Origin of the sequence: Fructobacillus broussonetiae (assembly GCF_018437275.1) — a bacterium.
In the GTDB taxonomy this organism is placed as follows: Bacteria; Bacillota; Bacilli; order Lactobacillales; family Lactobacillaceae; genus Fructobacillus; species Fructobacillus broussonetiae.
In genome coordinates this window covers 87256-99215 of record NZ_JAAMFK010000006.1, presented here as the reverse complement: position 1 = coordinate 99215, position 11960 = coordinate 87256, and the positions used below count along the sequence as shown (strand labels likewise).

24 protein-coding genes are annotated in these 11960 nt (G+C 45.4%); all 24 read left to right on the top strand.

Going from position 1 to position 11960, the window contains the following annotated elements; translation table 11 throughout:
- The first annotated feature begins 4 nt into the window (after positions 1 to 4).
- The 24 genes from rplB to rplQ all read left to right on the top strand — a co-directional run bounded on the left by rplB (position 5) and on the right by rplQ (position 11894).
- Positions 5 to 841 carry a 50S ribosomal protein L2 gene (gene rplB, locus G6R29_RS05445; RefSeq protein ID WP_213809348.1) on the top strand — a complete coding sequence of 279 codons (837 nt, stop codon included), beginning with the start codon at positions 5 to 7 and terminating at the stop codon, positions 839 to 841.
- Positions 842 to 858: 17 nt separating this feature from the next.
- Positions 859 to 1134: a 30S ribosomal protein S19 gene (rpsS, locus tag G6R29_RS05440; RefSeq protein ID WP_213809347.1), complete on the top strand. Its 276-nt coding sequence runs from the start codon at positions 859 to 861 to the stop codon at positions 1132 to 1134.
- A 14-nt stretch (positions 1135 to 1148) separates the two neighbouring features.
- Positions 1149 to 1505 (top strand): 50S ribosomal protein L22, encoded by a 357-nt coding sequence (gene rplV / locus G6R29_RS05435; protein ID WP_213809346.1) that lies wholly within the window; start codon positions 1149 to 1151, stop codon positions 1503 to 1505.
- Positions 1505 to 2170, top strand: coding sequence for a 30S ribosomal protein S3 (gene rpsC, locus G6R29_RS05430; RefSeq protein ID WP_213809345.1), 666 nt, complete (start codon positions 1505 to 1507; stop codon positions 2168 to 2170). The genes rplV and rpsC overlap by 1 nt, the downstream gene beginning before the upstream one ends.
- Before the next feature lie 14 nt (positions 2171 to 2184).
- Complete coding sequence (gene rplP, locus G6R29_RS05425; protein WP_213809344.1) at positions 2185 to 2598, top strand: 50S ribosomal protein L16; 414 nt, start codon at positions 2185 to 2187, stop codon at positions 2596 to 2598.
- A complete protein-coding gene (rpmC, locus tag G6R29_RS05420) occupies positions 2598 to 2804 on the top strand; it encodes a 50S ribosomal protein L29 (RefSeq protein ID WP_213809343.1) in 207 nt (68 codons plus the stop codon). The genes rplP and rpmC overlap by 1 nt, the downstream gene beginning before the upstream one ends.
- Positions 2805 to 2826: 22 nt before the next feature.
- Positions 2827 to 3093: a 30S ribosomal protein S17 gene (rpsQ, locus tag G6R29_RS05415; RefSeq protein ID WP_213809342.1), complete on the top strand. Its 267-nt coding sequence runs from the start codon at positions 2827 to 2829 to the stop codon at positions 3091 to 3093.
- A 47-nt stretch (positions 3094 to 3140) separates the two neighbouring features.
- Complete coding sequence (gene rplN / locus G6R29_RS05410; protein ID WP_213809341.1) at positions 3141 to 3509, top strand: 50S ribosomal protein L14; 369 nt, start codon at positions 3141 to 3143, stop codon at positions 3507 to 3509.
- Between the two features lie 22 nt (positions 3510 to 3531).
- A complete protein-coding gene (gene rplX / locus G6R29_RS05405; RefSeq protein WP_213809340.1) occupies positions 3532 to 3840 on the top strand; it encodes a 50S ribosomal protein L24 in 309 nt (102 codons plus the stop codon).
- Positions 3841 to 3877: 37 nt separating this feature from the next.
- Positions 3878 to 4420, top strand: a complete 543-nt coding sequence (gene rplE, locus G6R29_RS05400; protein ID WP_213809339.1) for a 50S ribosomal protein L5 — start codon at positions 3878 to 3880, stop codon at positions 4418 to 4420.
- A 124-nt stretch (positions 4421 to 4544) separates the two neighbouring features.
- Positions 4545 to 4943 (top strand): 30S ribosomal protein S8, encoded by a 399-nt coding sequence (gene rpsH / locus G6R29_RS05395; protein WP_213809338.1) that lies wholly within the window; start codon positions 4545 to 4547, stop codon positions 4941 to 4943.
- Positions 4944 to 4967: 24 nt separating this feature from the next.
- On the top strand, positions 4968 to 5504 hold the full coding sequence (gene rplF / locus G6R29_RS05390) for a 50S ribosomal protein L6 (protein WP_213809337.1): 537 nt from the start codon (positions 4968 to 4970) through the stop codon (positions 5502 to 5504).
- A gap of 90 nt (positions 5505 to 5594) precedes the next feature.
- Positions 5595 to 5948, top strand: coding sequence for a 50S ribosomal protein L18 (gene rplR, locus G6R29_RS05385; RefSeq protein WP_213809336.1), 354 nt, complete (start codon positions 5595 to 5597; stop codon positions 5946 to 5948).
- A gap of 19 nt (positions 5949 to 5967) precedes the next feature.
- Positions 5968 to 6474, top strand: coding sequence for a 30S ribosomal protein S5 (gene rpsE, locus G6R29_RS05380; RefSeq protein ID WP_213809335.1), 507 nt, complete (start codon positions 5968 to 5970; stop codon positions 6472 to 6474).
- Positions 6475 to 6485: 11 nt separating this feature from the next.
- The gene (rpmD, locus tag G6R29_RS05375; protein WP_010691200.1) at positions 6486 to 6668 is read left to right on the top strand and encodes a 50S ribosomal protein L30; all 183 of its coding nucleotides are present in this window, start codon (positions 6486 to 6488) and stop codon (positions 6666 to 6668) included.
- 28 nt (positions 6669 to 6696) lie between these two features.
- Complete coding sequence (gene rplO, locus G6R29_RS05370) at positions 6697 to 7131, top strand: 50S ribosomal protein L15 (RefSeq protein WP_213809334.1); 435 nt, start codon at positions 6697 to 6699, stop codon at positions 7129 to 7131.
- On the top strand, positions 7131 to 8429 hold the full coding sequence (gene secY, locus G6R29_RS05365) for a preprotein translocase subunit SecY (protein ID WP_213809333.1): 1299 nt from the start codon (positions 7131 to 7133) through the stop codon (positions 8427 to 8429). Before rplO ends, secY begins: the two co-directional genes overlap by 1 nt.
- A 20-nt stretch (positions 8430 to 8449) precedes the next feature.
- On the top strand, positions 8450 to 9016 hold the full coding sequence (locus G6R29_RS05360; protein ID WP_213809332.1) for an adenylate kinase: 567 nt from the start codon (positions 8450 to 8452) through the stop codon (positions 9014 to 9016).
- A gap of 94 nt (positions 9017 to 9110) precedes the next feature.
- Positions 9111 to 9326 carry a translation initiation factor IF-1 gene (gene infA / locus G6R29_RS05355; RefSeq protein WP_010691205.1) on the top strand — a complete coding sequence of 72 codons (216 nt, stop codon included), beginning with the start codon at positions 9111 to 9113 and terminating at the stop codon, positions 9324 to 9326.
- A 46-nt stretch (positions 9327 to 9372) separates the two neighbouring features.
- Complete coding sequence (gene rpmJ, locus G6R29_RS05350) at positions 9373 to 9492, top strand: 50S ribosomal protein L36 (RefSeq protein ID WP_213809331.1); 120 nt, start codon at positions 9373 to 9375, stop codon at positions 9490 to 9492.
- A gap of 77 nt (positions 9493 to 9569) precedes the next feature.
- Positions 9570 to 9941, top strand: a complete 372-nt coding sequence (gene rpsM / locus G6R29_RS05345; RefSeq protein WP_213809330.1) for a 30S ribosomal protein S13 — start codon at positions 9570 to 9572, stop codon at positions 9939 to 9941.
- A 153-nt stretch (positions 9942 to 10094) separates the two neighbouring features.
- Positions 10095 to 10481, top strand: a complete 387-nt coding sequence (gene rpsK / locus G6R29_RS05340; protein WP_213809329.1) for a 30S ribosomal protein S11 — start codon at positions 10095 to 10097, stop codon at positions 10479 to 10481.
- 50 nt (positions 10482 to 10531) lie between these two features.
- Positions 10532 to 11476 carry a DNA-directed RNA polymerase subunit alpha gene (locus G6R29_RS05335; RefSeq protein ID WP_213809328.1) on the top strand — a complete coding sequence of 315 codons (945 nt, stop codon included), beginning with the start codon at positions 10532 to 10534 and terminating at the stop codon, positions 11474 to 11476.
- A 34-nt stretch (positions 11477 to 11510) separates the two neighbouring features.
- Positions 11511 to 11894 (top strand): 50S ribosomal protein L17, encoded by a 384-nt coding sequence (gene rplQ / locus G6R29_RS05330; RefSeq protein WP_213809327.1) that lies wholly within the window; start codon positions 11511 to 11513, stop codon positions 11892 to 11894.
- The last annotated feature ends 66 nt before the right edge of the window (positions 11895 to 11960 follow it).

Genomic DNA, 11960 nt, shown 5'->3' with positions numbered 1-11960 from the left:
GACATTGGCTATCAAGACATATAAGCCAACCTCAAACGGTCGTCGTAACATGACTTCCTCTGATTTCTCTGAAATCACGAAGACGACGCCTGAAAAGAGTTTGTTGGCAAAGAAGTCAAAGACTGGTGCACGTAACGCATCTGGTCGCATGACTGTTCGCCACAAGGCTGGTGGACACAAGCAAGCCTACCGTATCATCGACTTTAAGCGGGTGAAGGACAACGCGTCTGCCACTGTTAAGGCGATCGAATACGATCCAAATCGTTCAGCAAACATCGCTTTGTTGGTATACGAAGATGGAATCAAGAGCTACATCTTGGCGCCTAAGGGACTTAAGGTTGGCGATAAGGTTCAATCTGGTTCTGATGCCGATATTAAGATCGGTAATGCCTTGCCATTGAAGAACATCCCTGAAGGTACTTTGGTTCACAACATCGAATTGAAGCCTGGTAAGGGTGGACAATTGGCACGTTCCGCCGGTGCATCAGCACAGGTTTTGGGACATGACGGCAAGTACGTCATCGTTCGTTTGACTTCAGGTGAAGTACGTTTGGTTATCGAAACTGCACGTGCAACTGTAGGTCAAGTTGGTAACGCAGAACACTCATTGATCAACTGGGGTAAGGCTGGTCGTAACCGTTGGCGCGGAAAGCGTCCTCACGTTCGTGGATCAGTTATGAACCCTAACGATCACCCACACGGTGGAGGAGAAGGAAAGGCACCAGTTGGTATGCCATCACCACTCTCACCATGGGGTAAGAAGACTGCTGGTAAGAAGACTCGTAACACGAAGAAGAACTCTACTAAGTTTATTATTCGTGGTCGTAAGAAGAGTAAGTAAGGGAAAGGAGATAACTAATGGCTCGTAGTTTGAAAAAGGGACCATTTGCGGACCCGCACTTGCTTAAGAAGATCGAGGCCCAAGCGGACCAAGAAAAGAAGTCAGTGATCAAGACATGGTCACGTCGTTCAACGATTTTCCCAAGTTTCATCGGATTCACGATCGCAGTGTATGACGGTCGTAAGCACGTTCCTGTTTTTGTCCAAGACGACATGGTTGGTCACAAGTTAGGTGAATTTGTTCCAACTCGTACGTTCAAGGGTCACAAAGTAGACGATAAGAAGACTAAGTAAGGAGGAAATGCAAAATGGCTGAACAAGTAACATCAGCTCGGGCGACTGCCAAGATCGTTCGCGTTGCCCCTCGTAAGGCACGCTTAGTTCTTGATACGATTCGTCGGAAGAATGTAAACGAAGCCTTTGCAATCCTAAAGTTCTTGCCAAATACTTCATCAGAAGATATTTACAAGGTATTGAACTCAGCAGTTGCAAACGCAGAAAACAACTTTTCACTTGACCGTGAAGATTTGATCGTTAAGGAAGCATTCGCTAACGAAGGACCTACGCTTAAGCGTTTCCGTCCTCGTGCAAAGGGATCTGCTTCTGCAATTAACAAGCGCACTAGCCACATTACGATTGTGGTAGCTGAGAAGGAGGAAAAGTAATGGGTCAAAAGATTAACCCAACTGGCTTCCGTGTCGGTGTCATCCGTGACTGGGATGCGAAGTGGTTTGCTGATAAGGCAGACTTTTCTAACCAACTTCTTGAAGACTTGCGTATCCGCAAGTACATCGAAGAAAACTTGACGGACGCTTCAGTTGACCGTGTCGAAATCGAACGCTCAACTAAGTCACGTATCGATTTGACTTTGCACACTGCCAAGCCAGGAATGGTTATTGGTAAGGGTGGTTCCGAAGTTGAAAAGTTGCGGACACAATTAGCTAAGTTGACGAACGTTGATGAACGTGGACGCCACAAGCGTGTCTTCATCAACATTGTTGAAATTAAGAAGCCAGACTTGCAAGCTCACCTCGTGGGTATGCAAATCGCTGGTGATTTGGAACGCCGTGTTGCCTTCCGTCGCGCAATGCGTGGTGCTATTCAACGTGCCCGCCGCGCCGGCGCAAAGGGAATCAAGGTTGTTGTTTCAGGTCGTTTGAACGGGGCAGATATGTCACGTATCGAACAGTACACTGAAGGAACTGTTCCGCTCCACACACTCCGTGCCGACATTGATTACTCATGGGACGAAGCATCAACTGCTTACGGTAACTTGGGTATCAAGACTTGGATCTACCGTGGAGATGTGTTGCCAAAGAAGAAGAACTAAGGAGGGAAGCAGACATGTTAGTACCAAAGCGTGTTAAATTCCGTCGTCCACACCGTGGCCACATGCGTGGTGAAGCGAAGGGTGGAAAGACGGTTGCCTTCGGTGATTACGGCTTGCAAGCAGTGACTTCAAGCTGGATCTCTAACCGGCAAATCGAAGCTGCCCGTATTGCAATGACCCGTTATATGAAGCGTGGTGGTAAGGTCTGGATCAAGATCTTCCCTCACTTGTCATATACATCTAAGGGTGTTGGTGTTCGAATGGGTAACGGTAAGGGTAGTCCTGAAGGATGGGTTGCCCCAGTTAAGCGTGGTAAGGTAATGTTCGAAGTTGGTGGCGTGGCTAAGCCAGTTGCCCTCGAGGCATTGCGCCTCGCACAACACAAGTTGCCTGTACGTACAAAGATTATTGCTCGGGAGGCTGAATAATGGCTAAAGCAAATGAATTAAACGCTTTGTCACTTGCGGATTTGCAAAAGCGCGAAGCCGAATTCAAGGAAGAATTGTTCAACCTTCGTTTCCAACTGGCTACTGGTCAATTGGAAAACACGGCCCGTATTTCAAAAGTTCGTAAGGACATCGCACGTGTGAAGACTGTCATTCGTGCACAACAGTTGGCACAAGCCAACAAGTAAGACGAAAGGAAGAAGCTGAAAAATGAGTGAAGAACGTAACGCTCGTAAGGTCAACCGCGGCCGTGTCGTTTCCGACAAGATGGAAAAGACAATTACTGTTGCCGTTGACACTTACGTCAACCACCCAGTATATGGTAAGCGAGTTCGCTATACGAAGAAGTTTAAGGCCCATGATGAAAACAACATCGCCAAGCAAGGCGACATCGTTGAAATCATGGAAACTCGTCCTTTGTCTGCAACGAAGCACTTCCGTTTGGTTAAGGTCATTGAAGAGGCCGTTATCCTTTAATTAGGAAACCAATCGTCTGTAATTATTGCTAACAAGGAGGATGAACCATGATTCAACAAGAGAGTCGTTTGAAAGTGGCTGATAACTCTGGTGCACGTGAAATCTTGACGATTAAAGTGCTCGGTGGTTCTGGCCGTAAGGTTGCTGGCATCGGTGACATGATTGTTGCCACTGTTAAGCAAGCTATTCCTGGTGGTAACGTTAAGAAGGGTGACGTCGTAAAGGCTGTCATCGTACGTACTGTATCTGATGTTCGTCGTACTGACGGTTCATACATCAACTTCGATGAAAACGCTGCTGTTATCGTTAAGGATGACAAGTCACCAGTTGGAACGCGTATTTTTGGCCCAGTTGCACGTGAATTGCGTGACGCTAACTACACGCGTATCGTTTCATTGGCACCAGAAGTGCTCTAATACTTACAAGGAGGAGCCAATCATGTTTGTAAAAACAGGTGATAAGGTTCGCGTCATTGCAGGTAAGGACAAGGGTAAGGAAGGAACAGTTACTAAGACTGTTGATTCTAAGAACCGTGTTGTTGTCGAAGGCGTAAACCTCGTTAAGAAGCATCAAAAGCCTTCTAACGAATACCCACAGGGTGGTGTTATCGATACTGAAGCACCTATCCACGCATCAAACTTGCAAGTACTTGACCCTTCAACTAACGAACCAACTAAGGTTGGATACAAGTTTGAAGACGGAAAGAAAGTACGTTTTGCTAAGAAGTCCGGCAACAAGTTGGGCTAATTAAAAGCTATATATTTGAAAGGTAGAAATCATTATCATGGCAAATGAATTAAAAGAAAAATATGTTAATGAAGTTCAACCTGCTTTGATCAAGAAGTTTAACTTCACGTCAATCATGCAAGCACCTAAGATCGAAAAGATCGTTTTGAACATGGGTGTTGGTGATGCCGTGTCAAACTCCAAGAACCTCGATGAAGCGGTTGAAGAATTGAAGCAAATTGCTGGGCAACAACCAGTAATTACGCGTGCTAAGAAGTCAATCGCCGGATTCCGTTTGCGTGAAGGTATGGCAATCGGAGCGAAGGTTACTTTGCGCGGAGACCGTATGTACGAATTCATGGACAAGTTGATTAACATCTCTTTGCCACGTGTTCGTGACTTCCACGGTGTTTCTGGTAAGGCCTTTGATGGTCGCGGAAACTACACGTTGGGAATCCGTGAACAGTTGATTTTCCCTGAAATCGACTTTGACAAGGTTAACAAGGTTCGTGGTTTGGACATCGTTGTTGTAACGACTGCACAAACTGACGAAGAAGGTTATGAATTGTTGGCTGGCTTGGGCATGCCTTTCGCTAAGTAAACAATTTAAAAACGGTCACTCTAACGAGTGGCACGTTTTTAAGAAGAAGAGAATTACTTCTCTTTTTCTTAAGAGCGTGTCAATTGTTGTCACGTTCAAAATTATAAAAGGAGGATATCGATAGATGTCTATGACTGATCCAATCGCTGATTTTTTGACTCGGATTCGTAACGCCAACTTGGCCCGTCACGCTTCCGTTCAAATTCCAGCATCAAAAATGAAGAAGAGCATTGCTGAGATCTTGAAGCAAGAAGGTTTCATCCGTGATGTAGAATACATTGAAGACAACAAGCAAGGTGTTATCAACGTATTCTTGAAGTACGGGGAAGATCAAAAGCGTGTCATCACTGGTATTAAGCGTGTGTCAAAGCCAGGTTTGCGTAAATACGTAAAGGCTGAAGACATGCCAAAGGTCTTGAATGGCCTTGGTATCGCCATTGTTTCAACTTCAAACGGAGTTGTAACTGATAAGGTAGCACGTGCTAAGCAAGTCGGTGGCGAAGTGCTGGCTTACGTTTGGTAATATATCTAAGAAAGGAGACTTACCATGAGCCGTATTGGAAATCAAGTAGTTACTGTACCTGCTGGCGTTGAAGTTAAGCAGGACGGACAACACGTAACGGTTAAGGGACCTAAGGGTGAATTGTCATACAACATCAACCCTGAAATCACGATGCACATGGACGGAACTGAAGTTCGTTTCACTCGTGCAGCCGAAGATAAGAAGCACCGTGCATTGCACGGTACGACCACTGCAAACTTCATCAACTTGATCGAAGGTGTTACCAATGGTTTCACTAAGACGTTGAAGATGGTCGGAGTTGGTTACCGTGCTGCAAAGCAAGGTTCAACTTTGAACTTGTCAGTTGGTTACTCACACCCAGTTAACTTTGAACAACGCGAAGGCTTGGAAGTTGAAGTACCAGATGCTTTGACGATCAAGATTTCAGGAATTTCAAAGCAATTGGTCGGTGACTTTGCCGCTGAAGTTCGCGCCGTACGCCCACCCGAACCATACAAGGGTAAGGGAATTCGTTACGAAAACGAAGTTGTTAAGCGTAAGGAAGGTAAGACTGGTAAGTAAGCTTAAAGCTTTCATAAACCGTCTTATTATTGATACAAAAATTTTATTTGAACAGGTGGCTTGAGCCGCCTAGAAAAGGAAAGCACAGCTATGATTTCAAAACCAGATAAGAACAAGCTCCGTGCACGTCGCCACAAGCGCGTCCGCGGAAAAGTCTCTGGTACTGCTGCTCGCCCACGTTTGAACGTTTTCCGTTCTAATGTAAACATCTACGCTCAATTGATTGATGACGTAGCGGGTGTAACGCTAGCAAGTGCCTCAAGTCAAAGTGCCGATGTTACCGGTACTAAGGTAGAACAAGCCGTTAAGGTTGGTGAGATGATCGCCAAGAACGCCAAGGCTGCTAAGATCGAAGAAGTTGTCTTTGATCGTGGTGGTTACGTCTATCACGGACGTATCAAGGCGTTGGCTGACTCAGCCCGTGAAAACGGCTTGAAGTTCTAAGGAAAGGAGGAATAAACAAATGGTTGAATTCGTAAACCCTAAAGAATTAGGTGAATTAGAAGAAAACGTTGTCGCAATTAACCGTGTTACCAAGGTTGTTAAGGGTGGACGTCGTTTGCGCTTCGGTGCTTTGGTTGTCGTTGGTGACAAGCAAGGACACGTAGGTTTCGGAACTGGTAAGGCGCAAGAAGTGCCAGAAGCTATCCGTAAGGCCGTTGAAGATGCAAAGCGCAACTTGATTACTGTCCCAATGGTTGGTACGACTATTCCTCACGATGTTCTTGGAGAACACGCTGGTGGTAAGATTTTGATCAAGCCAGCCGAAGAAGGTGCCGGGGTGGCCGCAGGTGGTTCTACTCGTTCCGTTATGGAATTGGCTGGAATCAACGATGTGACTGCTAAGTCACTTGGTTCATCTACACCAGTTAACGTTGTCCGTGCAACTTTTGATGGTTTGTCAAAGTTGAAGGACGCAAACGATGTTGCAAAGATGCGTGGTGTTTCTTTGGAACACTTGGCTGAATAAGGAGCGATACAATGGCTGATTTGAAGATCACTTTGATTAAGAGTGCGGCTCATCGCTTGCCTAAGCAACGTGCCATCGTTAAGTCACTTGGACTTAACCGGGTATCAAGCTCAGTGGTGAAGCCAGACAACGCAGCGACACGTGGTGCAATTTTCCATATTGCACACTTGATCTCTGTTGAAGAAGTAAAGTAATAAAAATTTAGAAAAGGAGGGACCAACCATGGAATTGAACGAATTACAACCTGCTGCTGGCTCACGCTCAGTACGCAACCGTGTAGGTCGTGGTACATCTGCCGGAAACGGTAAGACATCTGGACGTGGTCAAAAGGGTCAAAAGGCTCGTTCAAAGACTCGTCTTGGATTCGAAGGTGGACAAATGCCTTTGTACCGTCGTATTCCAAAGCGTGGATTTACTAACATTTCACGTAAGGAATTCGCCGTTGTTAACTTGGACAAGTTGAACGTCTTTGATAACGGAACTGAAGTAACGCCTGCTTTGTTGATTGAATCTGGTCTCGTAAAGAACCAAAAAGACGGCGTTAAGATCTTGGCCAACGGACAACTTGATAAGAAGTTGACTGTTAAGGCACACAAGTTCTCAGCAGCCGCTGCTAAGGCAATCGAACAAGCTGGTGGAAACACCGAGGTGATTTAATGTTCCGCACGTTATTTAATGCCATCCGTCAACAAGATATTCGCAAAAAGATGCTTTGGACCGTCTTTATCCTTTTCGTTTACCGAATTGGTGTTCACATTACGGTTCCAGGTGTTAACCCTGCTGCTTTGCAGTCAGTGGCTAACTCTGGCTTGCTTAACATCTTAAATATCTTCTCGGGTGGGGGATTGTTGAATTTCTCCCTCTTTGCGATGGGAGTTTCACCCTATGTTACTGCGCAAATCGTTGTGCAGTTGCTGCAGTTAGATATCGTGCCGCGTTTTGTCGAATGGAGTAAGCAAGGTGAAGTTGGTCGCCGGAAGCTGAATCAAGCAACCCGGTATTTAACGATCGTCTTTGCCTTTTTGCAATCAGTCGGAATTACGGCTGGTTTCAACTCCTTAGCCGCCTATGGCTTGGTCAAGCAAACCAATAACGTGACCTCTTTCCTTTTGATTGGTTCGGTCATGACAATGGGTACTTTCTTTGCCATGTGGCTCGGTGAAATGATTACCGAAAAGGGACTTGGAAACGGTGTTTCCATGATCATCTTCTCTGGTATCATTTCCCAAACCCCAAGTTCTTTCTATGACATCTTCAAGGAAAACGTGTTGCAGGCTTCAAAGTCTCAACAAGTTAATGGTTGGGTGTTTGTGACCGTCCTCGTACTTGCCATTATTTTGGTAATTGGGATTACGACTTGGTTCTACGAAGCTTCTCGTAAGCTTCAGATCCAATACACGCGGTCTGCTGTATCTTATGGTTCAGAAGCCTACCTACCTCTGAAGTTGAACGTTTCTGGTGTTATCCCGGTTATCTTTGCATCGTCATTGATTTCCACACCACAAACCATTCTTTTCGCCTTTCAGAGTAAGTACTCTGGTGAACAATGGTTCAAGATCTTAAAGGAAATCTTCTCAATGCAGACGACGACCGGAGCGATCTTCTATACTGTTATGATCATCCTCTTTACTTACTTCTACGCCTTTGTTCAGGTTAACCCAGAAAAGCTTTCTGAAAACCTTCAAAAGCAAGGCGCCTACATTGTCCCAGTACGTCCTGGTGTTGAAACACAACAGTTCATCACTAAGATGTTGCTGCGACTTTCATTTGTTGGATCCCTCTACCTTGGTTTTGTTGCCTTGGTACCGTTGATTGCTTCGGATGTATGGGGATTGAACGAAAAGATTGGATTGGGAGGAACTTCCCTTCTGATCACAATCGGGGTAACCCTCGATTTGCTTCGTCAAATCGATGGTTTGCTGCAAAAGAAAAACTATGTTGGGTTCATCCGCTAGTTTAAAAAAGGAGTCTCGTCATGACGAAAAACTTAATTCTTTTGGGCCTGCCTGGTGCAGGTAAGGGAACCCAAGCTGAGAAGATTGTTGCCGATTATCCGATGGTTCACATCTCAACCGGTGACATCTTCCGTGCGAACTTGAAGGAAAACACGCCTTTGGGTGAAAAGGCACGGTCCTACATGGACTCAGGAAATCTAGTGCCTGATGAAATCACGAACGCCATGGTCGCCGATCGGTTGAACCAAGACGACGTGCTCAAAAACGGATTCATGCTAGATGGCTACCCAAGAAATGAAGACCAAGCCAAGTTCTTGGATCAATTCTTGTCAGAACGTGATGATGCGGTTTCCGCAACTTTGTACTTCAAAGTTTCTGACGATGTATTGGTTGAACGACTCTTGGGTCGTGGTCGAGCAGATGACACGAAAGATGTTATCGCTCACCGTTTGGAAGTCAACAAGGAAGCAAACTTGCCATTAGTTGACTACTATGAAAAGCACAATGTCTTGCACACCATTGATGGTGAAGGCGACTTGGATACGATTTATTCAGCCGTTAAAACTGTCTTGAATGGCTTGAACTAGGCTTTTCTTGTCATACTAAGGTAACTCTGGTATAATTTGATAGGTTAAGCACTTATCGATTATGTTGAACATGGTTACATAGGAGGTAATCTGCGTGGCCAACGATGTCATTGAAATTGAAGGTAAAGTCAAAGAGACGATGCCAAACGCAATGTTTCAAGTCGAACTTGAAAACGGGGCGGTAATCTTGGCGCATGTTTCCGGTAAGATTCGTAAGAATTATATCCGTATCTTGCCAGGTGACCGCGTCACAGTTGAAATGTCACCCTACGACTTGACAAAGGGTCGTATTACTTACCGGTTCCGTTAATCGGAATTCGGTCAATAATCAGTTAACCGAATAGGAGGAATAGATTATGAAGGTACGTCCATCAGTAAAGAAGATGTGCGAAGCTTGCCGCGTAATTAAGCGTAACGGCCGTACAATGGTTATTTGCCCAGCCAACGCAAAGCACAAGCAACGTGCAGGTAAGTAATTTTCTTACCAACACTAAAAAACACTTGAAATTGAACTTTATGGTTCGTTCAAAATATTAAAAGGAGGTAAATTGTTATGGCTCGTATTGAAGGTATCGATTTGCCCCGTGACAAGCGAATTGTCATTGGGTTGACATACATCTACGGAATCGGTTCAAACACTGCACAAAAGATCTTGGCTACGGCCGGTGTCTCAGAAGACATCCGTGTTCGTGACTTGTCAGTTGATGACGAAGACAAGATCCGTGAAGCAATCGCTTCATTGAACTTGCAGTTGGAAGGTGATTTGCGTCGTAAGGTATCACTTGATATCAAGGGATTGCAAGAAATCGCCGCATACCGTGGTATTCGTCACCGTAAGGGATTGCCCGTTCGTGGACAACACACGAAGAACAACGCCCGCACACGCAAAGGCCCAGCTACGGCAATTGCAGGTAAGAAGAAGTAATTTTTCTTACCAACTCTTTAATGTAAAAGCGGCTTAAGCCAATTTTTAAAAAGAGCCTCACTTTCGTGAGAAATGATTATCACAACCACAGTTGTGTAATGTTGATGAGTTTGACTCATCCGAGAAATTATAAGAAAAAGAAGGAGGCATATTATGGCAGTTCGCACTACGCGCAAGCGTCGCGTCAAGAAGAATATTGAAGCTGGTGTGGCACACATCCACGCTACTTTCAACAACACGATCGTCATGATTACGGATGCACAAGGTAACGCTGTTGCCTGGTCATCAGCCGGTGCCCTTGGATTCAAGGGTTCACGTAAGTCAACGCCTTTCGCTGCTCAAATGGCAGCTGAAGCAGCCGCTAAGTCAGCATTGGACGTTAACATGCGTACCGTTGCTGTAACGGTTAAGGGCCCTGGTTCAGGTCGTGAATCAGCAATTCGTGCATTGGCCGCAGCTGGTCTTGAAGTAACGTCAATCAAGGATGTTACCCCAGTTCCCCATAACGGATCACGCCCACCAAAGCGTCGTCGTGTTTAATTGATTTTCATTGCATTTTGCTTTGAAAAGAGGGGGGTTAGAGTTAACTGATGATTGAATTTGAAAAGCCAGATATTCACAACATCGAAGAGGATGCCAACTACGGTAAGTTCATCGTAGAGCCTCTTGAGCGTGGCTATGGTACGACTTTGGGTAATTCCCTTCGTCGTGTCTTGCTGTCATCGCTTCCAGGCGTAGCAATCAACACTGTTCAAATTGATGGTGTTGTCCACGAATTCTCCACTGTAGATGGTGTGGTAGAAGACGTTACACAGCTGATCTTAAACCTGAAGAAAGTTGTCTTTGCTACGGAATCAGCTGAAGAACACTCTTTGGAAATTGATGTTCAAGGTCCAAAGGACGTTACTGCTGCCGACTTAGTTGGATCAGCAGACGTTGAAGTTCTTAACCCAGACTTGCACATTGCAACTTTGGCAGCCGGTAAGTCATTGCACATGACGGTAACTGCTGTTAAGGGTCGCGGTTATGCTTCAGCTGAAGAAAACAAGCAACTACGTGATGAAATGCCAATCGGTGTTTTAACGGTTGATTCAATTTACACGCCAATTGAGCGAGTAAACTACCAAGTTGAACAAAAGCGTGTTGGTTCTCGCGATGACTTTGACAAGTTGACGATGGAAGTTTGGACAAACGGTTCAATCAAGCCATCTGACGCATTGAGTCTTGGTTCAAAGATTCTAACAGAACACCTGAACTTGTTCACGGATATTTCCCCTGTAGCACAAGAAACCAATGTCATGGTTGAGTCTGAAGCACCTGTTAATGCAGCTGCTGATGCGGCTCCAATCGAAGACTTGGACTTGTCAGTTCGTTCATACAACTGCTTGAAGCGAGCAGGCATCAACACTATCGAAGAGTTAACTGACCGCTCAGAAGCCGACATGATGAAGGTTCGTAACCTCGGACGTAAGTCATTAGACGAAATTCAAGAAAAGTTGACTGAGATGGGCTTGGGCTTCCGTCAAGAAGATTAATTCATCAAAAGTTTAGATAAAGGAGGATTGACCGATGTCATACCGTAAGTTAGGCCGTACATCATCACAACGTAAGGCAATGATGCGTGACTTGACGACGGACTTGTTGATCAACGGACGTATTCAGACCACTGAAGCACGTGCCAAGGAAATCCGCAAGACTGCCGATCAAATGATCACGCTCGGTAAGAAGGGCGACTTGTCTGCCCGCCGTAAGGCAGCAGCATTCATGCGTAACGAAGTTGCCGACGTCAAGGAAGACGGCGACAACATCCGCATCCAAACTGCTTTGCAGAAGTTGTTCGAAGAGATCGCACCCCGTTTCGCAGAACGTAACGGTGGATACACGCGTATCTTGAAGACTGTTCAGCGTCGTGGTGACGCTGCACAAATGGTTATTTTGGAGTTAGTTGACTAATTTCTTTTAACCAACAAAACCCTGGCCGAAAGGTCAGGGTTTTTTGTATGCCTTTTTCTTTAGATG